Source organism: Bacillus sp. Bvel1, from assembly GCF_014872755.1.
Taxonomy (GTDB): domain Bacteria; phylum Bacillota; class Bacilli; order Bacillales; family Bacillaceae; genus Bacillus; species Bacillus velezensis.
Window position 1 is genome coordinate 360,149 of sequence record NZ_JAAOBZ010000006.1, and the last position, 15,401, is coordinate 375,549.

Genomic DNA, 15,401 nt, shown 5'->3' on the forward strand with positions numbered 1-15,401 from the left:
AGAGATGAAGAGTGGGGATTGAAGTGAAAAAACGGCTCGTATCGGCTGATAAATATGCGTTAAAATGTCCGAATCCGATGACGCCGGAGTATATTACCATTCATAACACGGCAAACGACGCATCCGCCGCAAATGAAATCAGCTATATGACGGGAAACAGCGAATCAACGAGCTATCATTTTGCGGTTGATGACAAAGAAGTGATCCAGGGAATTCCGTTGGACCGGAATGCCTGGCATTCGGGAGACGGCACGAACGGCACCGGAAACCGAAAGTCGATTGCTATAGAAATCTGTTACAGCAAGTCAGGCGGCGAACGGTACAGAGCCGCAGAAGAACTGGCGATTGCGTTTGCGGCGCAGCTTTTGAAAGAACGGGGCTGGGGGATTGACAGAATCAGAAAGCATCAGGACTGGAACGGAAAGTACTGCCCGCACCGTATTTTGTCTGAAGGCCGCTGGGATGAAGTGAAGGCGAAGATTGAAAAGAAATTAAGCGGAAGTATGCCGGCGAAAAAAGCCTCTATTTCTTCTTCCGCCTCTGAATACCATGTGAAAAAAGGCGACACCTTATCGGAAATCGCCGCATCGCACGGTGTCAGCGTAAAATCGCTGCAAAGCATCAACCATATCACCGATCCGAATCACATTACAGTCGGACAAGTGATCAAGCTCGCTCAGACGGGTTCTTCTTCAAAAAGTCAGGCTGTGTCTTCATATCCGCTTCCATCCGGTGTGATCAAAGTGACGAAACCGCTGACGAAAGGGACAAACGTAAAACAAGTGCAAAACGCTTTATCCGCACTTTATTTTTATCCCGATAAAGGAGCAAAAAATCATGGGGCGGACGGCGTTTACGGCCCGAAAACGGCAAATGCCGTAAAACGTTTTCAATCCGTCAGCGGATTAACGGCAGACGGAATTTACGGCCCGAAAACGAAGGCGAAAATTGAAGAAAAACTGTAATCAAGAAAACGGAAGCTCCCCGGGCTTCCGTTTCTTCTTACATACAAACTGCGGCAAGAGCCTTTTGAATATCATAAATGCTTTCATCTTTTTTAAACTGCTTTGAGACAGCGGGAAGTTCCGCGCCTGAAATCCAAATTTTCAGCTCTGAATCAAGGTCAAAGCGGCCGGCGGTTTCTACGCTGAATCTGGAAATGCTCTTGTACGGAATGGATTGAATCTCCGTTTTCTTCCCCGTGAGTCCCTGTTTATCAACAAGAATAAGACGCTTATCCGTAAAGACAATGATATCTCGGACAAGCTTAAATGCGGCATTGACATTCTCGCCTTCCAGCAAAATACGGGCCAGTTCTGATTTTGCTTCAGCCGTCGATATTGTCGACGCATTGCCCAGCAATCCATTGATGAACCCCATGATATCTCCCCCCTGATTTAAATCATACTATAAAAAGGTTTCCATTCCCAGATGAGTAGAGTAAACTGGTGCTGACTGGAAAAGGAGAGCATGTTACACATGAAAGATAGATATGACAGCTTCGCAGCCCTTTCCGCTGCTGAATCGGAATACAGAATTATTTATGAAGAAAAAGAGGGAAGTAAATGTATCGTCCTCGCTCCCCACGGCGGCAGGATTGAGCCGGGTGTCAGTGAGCTGGTGCAGGCATTTTCTGACCAAAGCTCAATTTATTTATTTGAAGGGACGAAGCGGTGCGATAACCGTTCTCTCCACTTGACAAGCACACGCTTTGACGAGCCTCTGGCTTTAGAAAAAGTGACCGCCCATCATTACGCATTGGCTTTTCACGGGTATCATGATCTGAAAAAGGCAAATACACTCGTCGGGGGGGCGGATCTGGAAAAAGCAAGACTGATTTGTGATCTGCTGCGTGAAGCGGGATTTGATGCCGAGCTGACAGAGAAGAATGATCGGCTGGCAGGTGTAAATCCCGGCAACATTGTCAATCGGACAAAAAGGAAAATGGGGCTGCAATTGGAAGTGAGCACGGCGCAGAGACACGCGCTGTTCAGCAATTTTGGCTGCCGGGGAGAAAAATACACGCCAACCGATCTGTTTTTTCGGTATGTAGAAACCGTGAAGGCCGGTTTTTATGATAAATGAACAGAGGGCCCGTTCTTACATTCACTGGAGCTATGCGGCGCATGAAGTGCTTGGCGGGCAGCACGGTGATTACAGCGTCATGATGCAAAAACCTTTTCTCCGATGTCAAAATGATGACATTCTGCCGGCTGTGTTCTAAGCCGGCGGAGAATCGCTAATTTTCAATAAAATACGGCGTTTTTTCTTCAGCGGCATGCAAGTGTGTCTGTCCGCTTCCATAATACACATTCGGCCGCTTGTCGGATAACAGACAAGCGAGCCGCTTCTGAAATTGAATACCTGCTTTACGCCGTTCAAACAGCTCGAGCCTTTTTTCCGCAAATGATGCCGTCACCCGGAAAGCGGCTGCGATTAAAATAACGGCGTGGCTCCTCCGCTGGGGCAGCTCCATGTTTAACAGCATAAAGGTCGGCACACAGAAGTGGTACATAAAATGGTTGGCCTGAAATTCCTGCAGTTCCCTGAACAGCTTGTTCATATGAAAATGGTTCCCGGTATGCTTCAGCACATGGCACAGTTCGTGCGCAAAATCCTGCCATTGCTCTTCGGGTGACTTTTTTTGATTCAGGACGATGCTGTACATGCCGTCCCGCTTCAGCATCATACTGTGCGTATCTTCAAAATGAATCCAAATGTCAAGCTCCTTGGCAATCATCTGCATATCAATATGGAGAGGGGCGGTCATTCCCATGCGGCAATATAAGTTTTTGACGTATTCCTCAAGATGTGTTAAAAAATCGCCCAATTGAATACACCCTTTCGAACATATGTTCTTTTTTAAGCGAGAAAGAAAAGCCCTGATCGGACTTTGAATCAATTCCCTTTTCTTTTAAAAATAAACATTCAGCTTTTATATCGGCTGAACGTTAAGCAGTTTAAAGGAAAAGAGCGGATTATTTATGTTTCGGCCTGCGGTTTTTCTCTTTTTCTTTTAAATAATTAATGAATTCAATGGCCTGCTGCTTGCTTTCCGGGGAAAAGTCCTGCATGTCCCGATATGCGATCTGCAGGTCGGGATCGGCAAACATGTCTTCATCTGAAGGTTCTTTTCCGGTTAACAAATAATCAGTCGACACTTTGAAATAATCCGCAAGCTTTTGCAGCGTGTCGTAATCGGGTTCAGATCGGCCGTTTTCATAATGAGAATATCTGGCGCGCGAGACACCGATATGATTTGCGACTTCTTCCTGCGTTTTCTTACCTCTGAGACTCTTTAATCTTCCGCCTATCATCCGAAATGACCTCTCTTTTTTCAACACCCTAAGTTACTTATGATTATAGATACAAAATGTATCAAAAGAAAGGGATGATAAAAAAAGTATCAAAAAGGTCTTGATGATACGAAATGTATCGTATATAATCAACATCATAGAGATACAAAATGTATCAAAATACGATAAGAAATTGATCAGGAGGGTGAGAGATGCAGCCGATAATCATCCGTTTCAGCAGCAATCCGGCTGACCAGAGATGTTTAGGAAAAGCAGGCGGTTCGATATCTTTTACCGCTTGCGGACTACCGGTATTCCGATTTGATAACCGATTGCAGTATGAGCGCTATATACGTCTGAAGAAAAATGGAGACGTCCCTTATGAATCGTAAAAGCTACCCGTTTTTCATATATTCCGGATTATTGAATTCTGAACATTATGACAAAATAGGGTCCGCCATTTGGCTGTTTTTATGGTTCATCAGCTCAACGACAAAGGAACATGTAAAAGACGGCATAAAGTGGGGGATCGTCCTCGGACATAAGCCCGTAAAAGCAAGAGAAATGGCCGATGTATTCGCGGTCAGCGAAAAAACCGTCAGGCGGTGGCTCGAGAGCTTGGAACAGCATGAGTATATCAAAACCGTCCGCGCCCCTTACGGACTCATCGTCTCCGTAAAGCACTCGAAAAGATTCACGCCGAAAAAGACATTAACCCGCCCGGAAGCAACTGACCGGACAATATCGGCGGATCACCGGGACAAAAATGTCCGGAGAGAAATAGATATAACAAAAAATCATACTGCTGAAGAAGCGATTAACGAAATTGCCGCCCATTTTATCAGATTAAGGTCTGCACAGGAGGGGCGGAGCGTATACCCGTCGCCCCGGGATTATCAGGCCATCGCCCGGATTGTTTCCCTCGGTGCGTCAGCACAAGAAGCAATCAAATGGCTCGGCGAATGCTTTACCGCTTTTGAACAGCGGCGCACCTTTTCAGCTGAAACGATCAAGGCTTTCAGCTATTGCGCCAAGTTTATGGAAGACCGCTTGAATGCACGAATTGCGGGAAGGACAATCACAACAAAAAAAGAGAGGAATACGATACATGACAAAACGAACGATCGAGCAGATACTGGCCGACCTGAAAAACGGAAAACGTCCATTACTGGCGGACAGACCGGAAGAATCAGACGAAAGCCGCTTTGACTGCCCGCTCTGTAAAGATCAGGGCGGTTATCTCAAAAACCAGCTGGGAATGGAAGTGTGGGTGAAGTGCCGCTGCGCCGCCGAACGGAAAGTAGAACGCATTCTCGGCGCAAGTGAAATTACAGATGCCTTTCGGAAGCTGGATTTCAAAGGATTTATCACGCGGGGCAAGCCTCAGGCAGTCGTCGACGCATATGAGTGCGCCCTTGAATATGTTGAGAACTTCGACAAGATGAAAAACTGCCGGAAAAACAGCATAGCCCTTTTAGGGCGTCCGGGGTCGGGAAAAACCCATCTTTTGACCGCTCTCAGCAATTATGTCATGAGACAGAAGCAGACACCGGTGCTGTATTTTCCTTTTGTGGAGGGCTTTACGGATTTAAAAAATGATTTTGATATGCTTGATGCAAAGCTTGGCCGTATGAAACAGGCGGATGTGCTTTTTATTGACGATCTGTTCAAGCCGCTGAACGGAAAACCCCGGGCGACCGATTGGCAGATTGAACAAATGTATGCCGTCGTGAATTACCGCTATTTAAATCATAAGCCGGTTCTTATCTCGAGCGAGCTGGCCTGTGACGGATTGGTGCAGGTTGATGAAGCCTTGGGCACAAGAATTTATGAGATGTGCAGCGATTATTTAGTCATCATTAACGGCAATTCATTTGACGTAAACCACAGATTAGAGGGGGCGAGATAATGTGTAAACTGTGCGGACCGAAGAAGGTCATTGTGACGGAAACGGGTTTCGGCGCTGTCTTTCACCCTTGCCCGAACTGCAAAACAGGCACTGATTTAACGCCGGTCATTAAACGGCTTGAACGAATGGTTCAAGACGCAAAAGCGAGGCTTGATGCACGTGTGTAAATATATCAAATGGCTTTTTTGCCTGCTGTTCAGGGCAAAACGGATAGAAAAGCAAATTGAAGCATGGCATGAGGCTGATGGAAAGTGAGGATCACCATTGCAAGAAAAAAACAGCCCCGCTCCATGGCGGGCCGTACACAGCGGAGAAGAAAAACCCATTTACATTTATTCCGCTTACAGCGAAGCGGATAAAGAGAAGTTCCCTTATTCAAACGGAAGGCTCATCGCGGCCGTTTTCAACTTAAGTTCATACTCACAGCACATCAACGCGGCATTGATGGCGAAAGCCCCGGAACTCTTTGAGGCGGCCGAAACGGCTCTCCGCCTGCTCCGGGGAGAAAGTTCTGAAGAAAAAGAAGCGTTCATAAATGAGCTCGGAAGCCTCATACATGAAGTGAACATTTTGAAAAAGACGGAGGACGTAAAACATGAATCCTAAAAAACTGACTGACATTGAACATACAACATTAAAAAGCCAGCTGGAAGAAGGCAAGGTTCGGGTGATTATAGTAGACGGACTGAAGAAGGAAGCATGGCTCGCCGAAGCGCCGGAGCACGGCAAAACGCTTGTCGAAACGCGAAAAGGGGATCTGGCCCGGGTCGAATATGAAATCGGCTTTAAATTGAATTAATCGAAAAAAACAGAATACGTCCAAGACGGAAAGCCTGCGGACACTGATCAATCGCGCACATGCTGCGCATTGATTGGTGTCCTTTTTTGTTCCGAAAAAGAGGAGGATCTACATGGAAGACTTACTATTTGAATATAAACGCACGCTGAAAGAGACGAAAAAGTGGTACAAGCAGCTGGAGGAAGCCGATGAAACGGTGCTTACTTCAGAAGAACTGAAAGATAAAAAAATCATCAGAACGATTATTACAGATTTGGAATATGTCATCGAATGGCTTGAAAAAGGCCGGCAGCCCGGCATAAGAAGAGCGATAGACCGCAGAGACGCTTATCAGAGAATGCTCATTAAAGATCCGAGAATCATAGAAACCTATTCGCAGGCGCTGATGTTTGAACCGTCCGCAAATGTGACTGAAGAAGACAGAATCAGACTGCGGGACGCATTAGCCGTTTTAACGGATAGAGAAAAAGAAATGCTGCTGCTCCACAAAGCGGAATGCTTTTCGTATGAACGGATCGCCGCCTTGCTGAATGTAAAGAAATCAACCGTACAAACGACGGTCAAACGGGCGCTTCTGAAAATTCAAAAACAGCAGGAACAAAGAAATCAATCGCCTGCTTCATAAGTTGTCATACGTTTGCCACCTAGAAGTGAACAGACGATCACAAAAAGCGGCCCGATTAGAAGCCGCTTTTTATTATAGACAATCATGTCGGAGGTGGCGGTGATGCCGTAGCATGAAAAACGCAAAAAGAGAACAGGCATTTACAATCTATCAGTCTCATAAAGGCCGCATCACAAATCGCGCCCTTGCCGGCAAATCAGGCGTATCCGCAAGAACAATCGGCAGATGGAAAAAAGAAGGGCGCTGGGACGAGGCGCTTAATAAGAACGCGGAAAGCGGCGGAAAAAACAACCCGGGCGAAGGTGATGAGTTAAACGAACGCCAGCGGCTGTTTTGTCTTTATTATGTGAAAAGCTTTAACGCCACCCAATCTGCGATAAAAGCCGGGTATTCACCGGAAAGCGCGCATGTGACGGGAAGCAGGCTGTTAAAAAACGAAAAAGTCGCTAAAGAAATCAGCCGCATGAAAAAGGAAATGGTCAATAAAGTGTTTGTCGAAGCGATGGACGTTCTTCAAGTCTATGTGAAAATCGCTTTCGCTGACATTACCGATTATGTAACCTTCGGAAAAAAAGAGGTTCAGGCCTTCGGAAAATCAGGGCCGCTCTTTGACGAAAATGATAATCCGATTATGCAGGAGATCAGCTACGTTGACGTTAAAGATTCGCACCTTCTGGACGGAACCATCGTCACGGAAGCAAAACTAGGGAAAGAAGGCATTGCAATAAAGCTTGCCGACAAGATGAAGGCTCTTGAAAAGCTGTCCTTGTACTTTGACCTTTTCCCTGACCAATTTAAACAAAAAATCGAAAATGAAAAATTAAAGCTGGCACAGCAGAAGATGGAAAAAACAGAAGACAGCCAAAAGCCGATTGACATTGTCATTACGCGGAAAGAGGAACGGACATGATTGAAAAAGCGGTTAACCCGCGCTTTGAAGATTATTTGTTCAATTGGAATGAAACGTACCAATTTCTCGTCGGAGGCTACGGCTCGTCAAAAAGCTATCATACCGCGCTGAAAATCATCTTGAAGCTGCTTCGTGAAAAGCGGACGGCGCTTGTCGTGCGGGAAGTTTTCGATACGCACAGAGATTCTACTTTTGCCTTGTTTGAGGACATTATCGAAGAGCTTGAGCTGGGACATGCCGTAAAGGCCGTGTCATCACCGATGCAGCTGAGATTTTCAAACGGAAGCCGGATTATGTTTAAAGGGATGGACAACCCGGCCAAATTGAAATCCATTCATCATATTTCACTGATTTGGATTGAAGAATGCTCTGAAGTGAAGTATGAAGGCTTTAAGGAGCTGATCGGCCGTCTGCGCCATCCTGAGCTTTCGCTTCATATGATATGCACCACAAATCCCGTCGGCACCTCCAATTGGACGTACCGGCATTTTTTTCGTGATGAGCAAAACAAACGGTTCGTATTGGATGATCAGACACTGTATGAAAAAGGCACCGTCGTTAAGGGAGATACGTATTATCACCATTCCACAGCGTGCGATAATCTGTTTTTGCCGAAAAGCTATATTAAGCAGCTGGACAGCTTACGGCATTACGATCCTGATTTGTACCGGATCGCCCGCAAAGGACGGTTCGGCGTCAACGGCATCCGCGTGTTTCCGCAGTTTCAGGTCATGGAGCACAACGAAGTAACGGAGCGGATTGCGTCCATCAGGCGCCCACTGTTTCGGACGGGCATGGATTTCGGTTTTGAAGAGTCATACAATGCGGTCATCCGGCTAGCCGTCGATCCGGATCAAAAAGAGCTTTATATTTTCTGGGAGTATTACAAAAACAAAATGACCGATGATCAGACAGCTGAGGAGCTTCAAGAATTGGCGGATCAAAAAGAGCTGATCAAAGCGGATTCGGCTGAGCCGAAAAGCATCCAATATTTCCGCAGGCAGGGATTTTGCATGGTTGCGGCCAAAAAGTTTCCGGGCTCAAGACTTCAGTATACAAAAAAGCTGAAACGGTTCAAACATATCTATTGCTCAGACAGCTGTGAAAATACGATCCGCGAATTGCAGAACTTAACGTACGCAAAAAACAAAAACGGCGTTCTGTCGGAAGATGAGTTTTCAATTGATCCCCACACACTTTCAGCCATTTGGTATGCGCTGGATGACTATGACGCGGCGGATCTGAAAGATGCATCACAAAAACGGAGACGTCCGAATCGGGAAAGGAGGAGATAGGCGTTGCCTAACTATCAAAACGTTAGAGCCACCGTCTTTAAATCAAAAATGGCCGCGCCGCAGGCAAGGCAGATGAACGAAGATCAATTTGCCGATCTGTACGGCGAAGACATCATTTCACCGCCCTATAATCTCATTGAACTGAAAACAATCGCCGAATACTCGACGATTCTTCAGCAGTGCATTGACGCGTATCGGGTCAATATTACGGGTTTTGGGTTCGATGTGGAATATACCTTTGATGTAAATAGCCCAGATTGCTCACCGTCTAAAAAGGCCCGGGCCGAAAAAAACTGGATGAAGCTGGAGAGCTTTTACAAATGTCTTCATTTTGATGAATCGGCCGAGACGGTCCTCGGATATGCGATAGAAGACCGCGAAAAAACGGGCAACGGTTTTCTCGAAGTGCTTCGGGACGGCGCGGGAAAACCGGCGGGGATTGAATATCTGGATGTGAAACATATGCGCGTCTGCGGTGTGACTGATCCCGTTGAAGTTACATTTTCATATGAAGAAAACGGCGCATCCAAAACGATTAAAAGGCAAAAACGGTTCCGTAAATATGTTCAGATGCTGAACGGACGGAAAGTGTTTTTTAAGGAATACGGCGATCCCCGCATGATGGACATGAGAACCGGTGAATACGTAAAGACCCTGTCTGAAGAATACCGGGCAAATGAAGCCATTCACTTAAAAATCGGCAGCGGCACTTACGGCATTCCGCGCTGGGTCGGCAATATCGTCAATCTGTACGGCGCCCGGAAAGCGGAAGAACTGAATTTTATGTATTTCAAGCAGGGCCGTCACGTGCCGGCCGCCATTACGGTTGAAAACGGCATGCTGTCAGAAACCTCGTACAAAGAGCTTCAGGATTATATGAATGACCTGGAAGGGGTGGAAAACGCCCACAAATTTCTGCTGATTGAGGCGGAAGGCATTGCGAAGGAAAAAGACCTTCACGGAGGCGAAGACATTACGCCCGTGTCTGTGGAAATTAAATCACTTGCGGAAATTCTGCAGGATGATGCGCTGTTTCTTGAATATGACGACAGAAGCAGAAATAAACTCCGTTCCGCTTTCCGTCTCCCGCCGCTTTATACGGGAGAGGCGCAGGAATACAACAAAGCCACAGCCGATACGGCACGGAAAATAACGGAGGAGCAGGTGTTTCAGCCGGAGCGGAAAACGCTGATTAATAAGCTCAACACGTTATTTTTGCCTGAACTGGGTCTCCACGATGTACAGCTCACATTAAAAGGGCCTGATTTTCGCGATCCGCTTGAAATTGCGAAGGTGCTTACGCCATTTATTTCCGCCGGCGCGGTCTCTCCTAATGACCTCCGTGATCTGGCGGGAAGAGTGCTCGGCAAGACGCTTGAGGAATGGCCTGAAGAGTACTACAGCCGGCCGGTGCTGAAAGGGAAATAGGAGCAATCCTGAAAGGGGGTGAAAACATCTCGTGCCGAGAGAATTGAGAAATGCCGTCATCAGTTTTGTGAGCTATGTCGATAAGGCGGCGAACCAAACGGAATTCTTTTTTACAAAATCAGCCGGAGGCCTTCCGTCATTTGAAAAAAAGGTGCAGGTGTTTACAAAAAACGAATCGGATGAGCAGAAGCTTGTTTACGGCATCGTTTACGAGCCGGATGTCCCCGATGCACATGGCGATTATATGACGGCTGAAGAGATTGAAAAGGCCGCTCACGGTTTTTTGGCGGACGCCCGCAACATCGATACAAATCATAATTTTGAAGGCGGGACCGGCGAGGTGGTGGAGTCGTACGTCGCCCCGGATGACTTTGAAATCGGGAATGCTGTGATCCGGAAAGGATCTTGGGTGCTTGTCACCAAAGCTTCCGATGAAGTATGGGATCAGATTAAAGCCGGTATCATTACGGGCTACAGCATGGCGGGAACCGCTGACGTTTACGAAGAGCCGGCAGAAAAGCAAGCCGGCTTATTCGGCGCAGTCAAGCAATTTCTCGACCGTGACCGCAAATCAAGAAACCGCAAGGGAGAGGACTTGAACAAGATGAGAAAAGAAGACGTAAGAGAATCGATTGAACACGCGCTGCACCCGCTTTTAAAGCGGCTTGACAGTTTGGACCAGAACACGGAAGACAAAGACGGGGCGGCTGCGCCGTCTGATGAAGAAAAGCTGAAAACACTTGTTGAGGACATGCTGGCGCCGATTATTAAACGCATTGAAGCGCTTGAAAAAGTAAGAGGCGCATCAAAGCAGCCGGAAGAAGAGACGGGCGGTCAAGAGCCTGTTAAAAAATCCATTTGGAGCGGACTGCTTTAAGCCCAGTCAGAAGGAGGAACTGTAGAGTGAGAAATCAAGATATCATCAGAAAGGCGGAAATGTCACTTTCCGCTTTAAAAAGCGGCGGTTTAATGAACCCCGCACAAGCTTCAGCATTTATCCGCATGGTGCAGAACACGCCGACCATTTTCAGTGAATCGCGTGTGATTCAAATGGAAAATGACTCGCAGAAATTTGAAAAAATCGGTTTCGGCCAGCGTATTCTGCGTGCCGCTGAGGAAGGAAAAGCCTTAACTGACGATCAGCTGACCGTCCCGTCAACAAGTACGGTGCAGCTGAATACGAAAGAAGTCATCGCGGAAATTAATATCACCTATGACACGCTTGAAAACAATATTGAAAAAGACGGCCTGCAGCAGACGATCATGCAGATTTTGGCGGAGCGGGCGGCAGTCGATATTGAGGAGCTAGTCGTAAACGGCGATACATCTTCTTCTGATCCGTACTTGGCACAGCTTGACGGAATCCGTAAGCAGACTGTATCTCACGTCATTGACGGAAACGGGGAAGAGCTGTCCAGAGCCACATTTAAAAAAGGCTTAAAAGCCATTCCGGCAAAATATTTGCGACTGCCTCAGGAATTCAGATTTTACACATCTCAAGGCATGGAGATTGAATGGAAAGACCGTGTGGCTGACCGTCAGACCAATCTGGGAGATCTTGCGGTGCAGGGCGGTTTGTCTTCAGCATTCGGCGTTCCGGTCAAAGGAGTGTCCAATCTGCAGCCGTACTCAGTCGGAGAAGGTGATTCCCAGTACGATGCGTCTGACATCATTTTGACTCACCCGAAAAATATCATTCTCGGTTTTTCAAGAAATATCCGAATCGAAGTAGATAAAGATATTCGCAGCCGCAAATTTATTATCGTACTGACGGCTAAACTTGACAGCAAATTTGAAGAAGAAGATGCAAGCGCCAAAATCGTAAACGTTAAAGAATAAGACGGGGGTGGCAGTTATGTTAATTCAGCCGTCTGACGTTGTTTCATATTCAGTTTATGATCAAGTCAAAAACAGGCCGGAGCCGCTTCTTATACAGGACATTCTGGAGGCGGAGGCGGAAGCGGCCAGAATGGCGGGGCATTCGTTCACTGACCCTGTTTACTCACCGCTTCCCGAAAAGATTAAGATTGCGTTATTAAAGCTTTCTCAATATTTTGCGCTGATCAACCAGAATGAAGCAGCCGCTTCCGCCTATCAATCTGAAAAGATAGGCGACTACTCGTATACGGTGGCAGGTGAAGGCGGAATCAGAAAACCGGCGGTGCACCATCTGCTCTGTGAATATATCACGCCGGGTTATTCTCCGGTTTCTGCACACGCAAAGGTGAGACCTTTATGAGCTACGAACGGCTGCTCACTGACAGATGCGATATTTATCATGAGACGGTGTCAGTTCCGAAGGCCGGACGCTTCGGGATTCCCGCCGAAAAGCTCCAGCCTGTCTTTTCTTATCCGGAAGTGCCCGATTATGAAGACGTGCCGTGTCTGTTTGTTGAAAAACAGCAGCAGCTTATTCAGCTTGAGCCTGATCATAAGGTATATCAGCGGTTTCTCGTTCATTTTCCGAAAGAGGCCGTTGTGCGTGTCAATGACAAAATCATTTGGGAAGGACAGGCGTATATTCTGGAAATGCCGAAGAAAGCAAGACAGCACCATTGGGAGGTTATCGCTGTGAGAGATGACAGACTATGAACATAAAAAACCTTGAACAATGGAATCGGTCGCTGCAAAAGGCATCATCCGGAGAATTTGCCCGTCAGGCAGGCGAATGGCTGGAACAGTCAGGAGAGGATTTTCTCGACTTGGTACGGGAGGAGCTTATTCATTCGGGCGGGATTGATACAGAAAGCCTGCTGTCTTCTTTCCGGAAAGGAGCGCAGGATCACGTATGGATCATTGAAAACGGGGGACTGACCCTTGAAATCGGCACCAATGCAGAGTATGCCTCATTCATAAATGACGGACATTGGACCGTCTCAGATGAAAATGTCAGATGGGTGCCCGGGTATTTTCAAGGCTCCCGGTTCATCTATGATCCGTCAGCTTCAACGGGAATGGCGCTCAAAAAACAGTGGATCAGCGGAAATGGGTTTTGGGACAAAGCCCTTCTTTTGTATGAAACACTCTTCGCCGAATCGCTGGACAAGCGTTTCAATCAGTGGCTTAACACGTTGGGGGGAGATATCGGATGAATCGCGAGACCGGTTCAATCGCCGCTTTTTTGTATCAGCAGTGCGGCGTGCCCGTATATGAAAATGAACTGCCTGAACAATTTCAGGTGCCGTCACTTTACATCCCGCCCCCGTATGCTTTTGACGAGAATGACACAGTCTCCACCTTTAAGAAGACATACAGTCTGAATGTGAAGCTGTTCCATGCCGACTCGGTGCAGGCCCTCTATGCAGCCGACGGGATCGCCGATGCGGTGAGAGAATCAAGACAGCTGATTCCGCTGCTTACGGAATCAGGGGAGGATACCGGTGATTTCGTCCGCATCAGCCGTATCGAAACAAGAGTCGGAGACAAAGGCGAGGCAGTGATCACCATCCGCTGGACGAGCCGCTACTACTATCAAAAACAAACATCTCCCGCACTGCGGGATGTGGACATTAACAGCGGGGTGAAACAAAAGTGAAACAATATAAAAAGAAAAACGCCGCAACGGCGGAACGAGCGGTTCTTTATGACACGGCGGATTTAACAAAGCACGCGAAGGAGCTTTTCGGCGTAAAACCCGAGATTCTCCAGGGTGCTTTATTCGGCGTGAAGCAAAAACAAATGACAAAAGCGCAAGCCAAGTCTTACATTGAAGCATTTTTAACCAAGGAGGTCATGCAATAATGAACGGCGGAACATTTACGCAAGGAAAAGAAAAAGAACGTGCCGGAATCTATTTTAACTTTAAAACAACCGCCCAGGAGCGGGTATCGATCGGTGAACGCGGGATTGTCGCCCTTCCCGTCGCATCCGGCTGGGGGGAAGCGAAAACATTCGTTTCCATTTCAAGCGTTGAGGATTTGAATAAAAAAGTGGGGCTCAGTATTGAAGATCCGTCACTGATTCTGCTTCGTGAGGCGAAAAAGAAAGCAAAAACCGTTTTGATGTACCGTCTGACAGAGGGAATCAGAGCGAGCGCAGATCTTTCGCAAGGTGTTAAAGCAACCGCTTTGTACGGGGGTTCAAAAGGGAATGACATCATCATCCGCATCAGTGAAAACGTCCTTGATCAGACCTCTTTCGATGTGACCACTTACATGGATGAAGCGGAAGTTGACAAACAAACGGTGAAAAAAGCCGAAGAATTAAAAGCAAACGGCTATGTCACATTTACGGGAACGGGCGAACTGTCGGCTTCCATCCCGCTGACAGGCACTGAGGAAGAATCCGGGGAAACGTTAAACCCGCAGGCAGGCATCCGTCTCGCGGGAGGAACTGATAAAGCACCGGTCAACTCAGACTATACGGATTTTTTAGCTGCGGCTGAAACGGAGAATTTCGATGTCATCGCTCTTCCTGTCGCGGAAAACGATCAGCTGAAAGCGACATTTGCCGCATTCATTAAACGCCTTCGCGATGGGCAGGGACAGAAAGTGCAAGGGGTGACCGCCCATTACAGCGGGGATTATGAAGGCATTATCAATGTGACTGAAGGTGTGCTGCTGGAAGACGGAACTGAGATTAAAGCTGAAGATGCGACCGCCTGGGTGGCAGGCGCAAGTGCCAGCGCCGCATTTAATCAATCCTTAACATTCGTTGAATACGAAGGCGCCGTCGATGTGCTGCACCGCTTGACTCATGATGAAGTGATCGAACGTCTTTCCAAAGGTGAATTCCTTTTCTCTTATGATGCCCGTGATAAGTCAGTCAGCGTTGAAAAAGATATCAACTCATTGGTGACATTTACGGCAGAGAAAAACAAAAAGTTCGCGAAAAACAAAATCGTCCGTGTACTTGATGCGGTGAATAACGATTTGACACGTGAACTGAAAGCCTTAATTAAATCGAAAAAAGGCACCGGAAGCGATCTTCCTGCGACAAATGACGGCCTTCAATTCGTCAAAACGATGATTATTCAATATTTGACAACGCTCCAGGATGCGGGCGGCATCGCTAACTTTGATTCAGACAAAGACATTACAATCGGGCTGAATGAAGACCGCGACGGCTTTTTAATCGATCTTGCCGTACAGCCTGTGGATGCGGCAGAAAAATTCTACTTTAATGTGGAGGTAAACTAAG

Annotated in this window: 24 protein-coding genes; 21 read left to right on the forward strand and 3 right to left on the reverse strand. The window is 47.1% G+C overall.

Going from position 1 to position 15,401, the window contains the following annotated elements; translation table 11 throughout:
- Positions 1–11 precede the first annotated feature (11 nt).
- Positions 12–965: an N-acetylmuramoyl-L-alanine amidase gene (locus tag HAP68_RS05970; RefSeq protein ID WP_003154880.1), complete on the forward strand. Its 954-nt coding sequence runs from the start codon at positions 12–14 to the stop codon at positions 963–965.
- 37 nt (positions 966–1,002) lie between these two features.
- Here HAP68_RS05970 and HAP68_RS05975 read toward each other — a convergent pair whose 3' ends face one another.
- A complete protein-coding gene (locus tag HAP68_RS05975) occupies positions 1,003–1,380 on the reverse strand; it encodes a PH domain-containing protein (RefSeq protein WP_003154878.1) in 378 nt (125 codons plus the stop codon).
- Positions 1,381–1,479: 99 nt separating this feature from the next.
- Here HAP68_RS05975 and HAP68_RS05980 point away from each other — a divergent pair, with 99 nt between their 5' ends.
- Together HAP68_RS05980 and HAP68_RS05985 are read left to right on the forward strand one after the other, a co-directional pair.
- The gene (locus HAP68_RS05980; RefSeq protein ID WP_003154876.1) at positions 1,480–2,085 is read left to right on the forward strand and encodes a poly-gamma-glutamate hydrolase family protein; all 606 of its coding nucleotides are present in this window, start codon (positions 1,480–1,482) and stop codon (positions 2,083–2,085) included.
- On the forward strand, positions 2,075–2,224 hold the full coding sequence (locus HAP68_RS05985; protein ID WP_003154875.1) for a hypothetical protein: 150 nt from the start codon (positions 2,075–2,077) through the stop codon (positions 2,222–2,224). The genes HAP68_RS05980 and HAP68_RS05985 overlap by 11 nt, the downstream gene beginning before the upstream one ends.
- Positions 2,225–2,239: 15 nt before the next feature.
- Here HAP68_RS05985 and HAP68_RS05990 read toward each other — a convergent pair whose 3' ends face one another.
- Together HAP68_RS05990 and xre are read right to left on the reverse strand one after the other, a co-directional pair.
- Positions 2,240–2,830, reverse strand: coding sequence for an ImmA/IrrE family metallo-endopeptidase (locus HAP68_RS05990; RefSeq protein WP_003154873.1), 591 nt, complete (start codon positions 2,828–2,830; stop codon positions 2,240–2,242).
- Positions 2,831–2,978: 148 nt separating this feature from the next.
- On the reverse strand, positions 2,979–3,317 hold the full coding sequence (gene xre / locus HAP68_RS05995) for an HTH-type transcriptional regulator Xre (protein ID WP_003154871.1): 339 nt from the start codon (positions 3,315–3,317) through the stop codon (positions 2,979–2,981).
- A 191-nt stretch (positions 3,318–3,508) separates the two neighbouring features.
- Between xre and HAP68_RS06000 the strand changes: the two genes are divergently transcribed.
- From HAP68_RS06000 to HAP68_RS06085, 18 genes are all read left to right on the forward strand, one after another.
- A complete protein-coding gene (locus HAP68_RS06000) occupies positions 3,509–3,688 on the forward strand; it encodes a hypothetical protein (RefSeq protein ID WP_003154869.1) in 180 nt (59 codons plus the stop codon).
- Positions 3,678–4,505, forward strand: coding sequence for a FaeA/PapI family transcriptional regulator (locus HAP68_RS06005; protein ID WP_003154867.1), 828 nt, complete (start codon positions 3,678–3,680; stop codon positions 4,503–4,505). Before HAP68_RS06000 ends, HAP68_RS06005 begins: the two co-directional genes overlap by 11 nt.
- On the forward strand, positions 4,405–5,205 hold the full coding sequence (locus HAP68_RS06010; RefSeq protein WP_003154865.1) for an ATP-binding protein: 801 nt from the start codon (positions 4,405–4,407) through the stop codon (positions 5,203–5,205). Before HAP68_RS06005 ends, HAP68_RS06010 begins: the two co-directional genes overlap by 101 nt.
- Entirely contained in the window at positions 5,205–5,372 is a 168-nt protein-coding gene (locus HAP68_RS06015; protein WP_003154863.1) for a hypothetical protein, read from the forward strand. Before HAP68_RS06010 ends, HAP68_RS06015 begins: the two co-directional genes overlap by 1 nt.
- A 97-nt stretch (positions 5,373–5,469) precedes the next feature.
- Positions 5,470–5,811 (forward strand): hypothetical protein, encoded by a 342-nt coding sequence (locus HAP68_RS06020; protein ID WP_003154861.1) that lies wholly within the window; start codon positions 5,470–5,472, stop codon positions 5,809–5,811.
- The gene (locus HAP68_RS06025; RefSeq protein WP_003154859.1) at positions 5,801–6,004 is read left to right on the forward strand and encodes an XtrA/YqaO family protein; all 204 of its coding nucleotides are present in this window, start codon (positions 5,801–5,803) and stop codon (positions 6,002–6,004) included. Before HAP68_RS06020 ends, HAP68_RS06025 begins: the two co-directional genes overlap by 11 nt.
- Positions 6,005–6,116: 112 nt before the next feature.
- Positions 6,117–6,629 carry a sigma-70 family RNA polymerase sigma factor gene (locus HAP68_RS06030; protein ID WP_003154857.1) on the forward strand — a complete coding sequence of 171 codons (513 nt, stop codon included), beginning with the start codon at positions 6,117–6,119 and terminating at the stop codon, positions 6,627–6,629.
- 112 nt (positions 6,630–6,741) lie between these two features.
- Positions 6,742–7,539 (forward strand): terminase small subunit, encoded by a 798-nt coding sequence (locus HAP68_RS06035; protein ID WP_003154855.1) that lies wholly within the window; start codon positions 6,742–6,744, stop codon positions 7,537–7,539.
- On the forward strand, positions 7,536–8,834 hold the full coding sequence (locus tag HAP68_RS06040) for a PBSX family phage terminase large subunit (protein WP_024085188.1): 1,299 nt from the start codon (positions 7,536–7,538) through the stop codon (positions 8,832–8,834). The genes HAP68_RS06035 and HAP68_RS06040 overlap by 4 nt, the downstream gene beginning before the upstream one ends.
- 48 nt (positions 8,835–8,882) lie before the next feature.
- Entirely contained in the window at positions 8,883–10,262 is a 1,380-nt protein-coding gene (locus HAP68_RS06045) for a phage portal protein (RefSeq protein ID WP_099762611.1), read from the forward strand.
- 31 nt (positions 10,263–10,293) lie between these two features.
- Entirely contained in the window at positions 10,294–11,139 is an 846-nt protein-coding gene (locus HAP68_RS06050) for an XkdF-like putative serine protease domain-containing protein (RefSeq protein WP_015417286.1), read from the forward strand.
- A 26-nt stretch (positions 11,140–11,165) separates the two neighbouring features.
- The gene (locus tag HAP68_RS06055; RefSeq protein WP_003154848.1) at positions 11,166–12,101 is read left to right on the forward strand and encodes a phage major capsid protein; all 936 of its coding nucleotides are present in this window, start codon (positions 11,166–11,168) and stop codon (positions 12,099–12,101) included.
- Between the two features lie 16 nt (positions 12,102–12,117).
- On the forward strand, positions 12,118–12,501 hold the full coding sequence (gene yqbG / locus HAP68_RS06060; protein ID WP_015388357.1) for a protein YqbG: 384 nt from the start codon (positions 12,118–12,120) through the stop codon (positions 12,499–12,501).
- Entirely contained in the window at positions 12,498–12,854 is a 357-nt protein-coding gene (locus HAP68_RS06065) for a DUF3599 family protein (RefSeq protein WP_003154844.1), read from the forward strand. The genes yqbG and HAP68_RS06065 overlap by 4 nt, the downstream gene beginning before the upstream one ends.
- Complete coding sequence (locus HAP68_RS06070; protein ID WP_014304847.1) at positions 12,851–13,354, forward strand: HK97 gp10 family phage protein; 504 nt, start codon at positions 12,851–12,853, stop codon at positions 13,352–13,354. The genes HAP68_RS06065 and HAP68_RS06070 overlap by 4 nt, the downstream gene beginning before the upstream one ends.
- Positions 13,351–13,797: a hypothetical protein gene (locus tag HAP68_RS06075; protein WP_014304848.1), complete on the forward strand. Its 447-nt coding sequence runs from the start codon at positions 13,351–13,353 to the stop codon at positions 13,795–13,797. Before HAP68_RS06070 ends, HAP68_RS06075 begins: the two co-directional genes overlap by 4 nt.
- Positions 13,794–14,003, forward strand: coding sequence for a YqzN/YkzM domain-containing protein (locus tag HAP68_RS06080; protein ID WP_003154839.1), 210 nt, complete (start codon positions 13,794–13,796; stop codon positions 14,001–14,003). The genes HAP68_RS06075 and HAP68_RS06080 overlap by 4 nt, the downstream gene beginning before the upstream one ends.
- A complete protein-coding gene (locus HAP68_RS06085; protein ID WP_015388356.1) occupies positions 14,003–15,400 on the forward strand; it encodes a phage tail sheath family protein in 1,398 nt (465 codons plus the stop codon). The genes HAP68_RS06080 and HAP68_RS06085 overlap by 1 nt, the downstream gene beginning before the upstream one ends.
- Position 15,401: the final 1 nt, after the last annotated feature.

Excerpts from the sequence above, each read along its gene's own strand:
- HAP68_RS05975 (WP_003154878.1), bottom strand. The coding sequence starts at position 1,380 with ATGGGGTTCATCAATGGATTGCTGGGCAATGCGTCGACAATATCGACG.
- HAP68_RS05980 (WP_003154876.1), top strand. The coding sequence starts at position 1,480 with ATGAAAGATAGATATGACAGCTTCGCAGCCCTTTCCGCTGCTGAATCG.
- HAP68_RS05985 (WP_003154875.1), top strand. The coding sequence starts at position 2,075 with ATGATAAATGAACAGAGGGCCCGTTCTTACATTCACTGGAGCTATGCG.
- xre (WP_003154871.1), bottom strand. The coding sequence starts at position 3,317 with ATGATAGGCGGAAGATTAAAGAGTCTCAGAGGTAAGAAAACGCAGGAA.
- HAP68_RS06000 (WP_003154869.1), top strand. The coding sequence starts at position 3,509 with ATGCAGCCGATAATCATCCGTTTCAGCAGCAATCCGGCTGACCAGAGA.
- HAP68_RS06005 (WP_003154867.1), top strand. The coding sequence starts at position 3,678 with ATGAATCGTAAAAGCTACCCGTTTTTCATATATTCCGGATTATTGAAT.
- HAP68_RS06010 (WP_003154865.1), top strand. The coding sequence starts at position 4,405 with ATGACAAAACGAACGATCGAGCAGATACTGGCCGACCTGAAAAACGGA.
- HAP68_RS06015 (WP_003154863.1), top strand. The coding sequence starts at position 5,205 with ATGTGTAAACTGTGCGGACCGAAGAAGGTCATTGTGACGGAAACGGGT.
- HAP68_RS06025 (WP_003154859.1), top strand. The coding sequence starts at position 5,801 with ATGAATCCTAAAAAACTGACTGACATTGAACATACAACATTAAAAAGC.
- HAP68_RS06030 (WP_003154857.1), top strand. The coding sequence starts at position 6,117 with ATGGAAGACTTACTATTTGAATATAAACGCACGCTGAAAGAGACGAAA.
- HAP68_RS06035 (WP_003154855.1), top strand. The coding sequence starts at position 6,742 with ATGAAAAACGCAAAAAGAGAACAGGCATTTACAATCTATCAGTCTCAT.
- HAP68_RS06040 (WP_024085188.1), top strand. The coding sequence starts at position 7,536 with ATGATTGAAAAAGCGGTTAACCCGCGCTTTGAAGATTATTTGTTCAAT.
- HAP68_RS06045 (WP_099762611.1), top strand. The coding sequence starts at position 8,883 with ATGGCCGCGCCGCAGGCAAGGCAGATGAACGAAGATCAATTTGCCGAT.
- yqbG (WP_015388357.1), top strand. The coding sequence starts at position 12,118 with ATGTTAATTCAGCCGTCTGACGTTGTTTCATATTCAGTTTATGATCAA.
- HAP68_RS06065 (WP_003154844.1), top strand. The coding sequence starts at position 12,498 with ATGAGCTACGAACGGCTGCTCACTGACAGATGCGATATTTATCATGAG.
- HAP68_RS06070 (WP_014304847.1), top strand. The coding sequence starts at position 12,851 with ATGAACATAAAAAACCTTGAACAATGGAATCGGTCGCTGCAAAAGGCA.
- HAP68_RS06075 (WP_014304848.1), top strand. The coding sequence starts at position 13,351 with ATGAATCGCGAGACCGGTTCAATCGCCGCTTTTTTGTATCAGCAGTGC.
- HAP68_RS06085 (WP_015388356.1), top strand. The coding sequence starts at position 14,003 with ATGAACGGCGGAACATTTACGCAAGGAAAAGAAAAAGAACGTGCCGGA.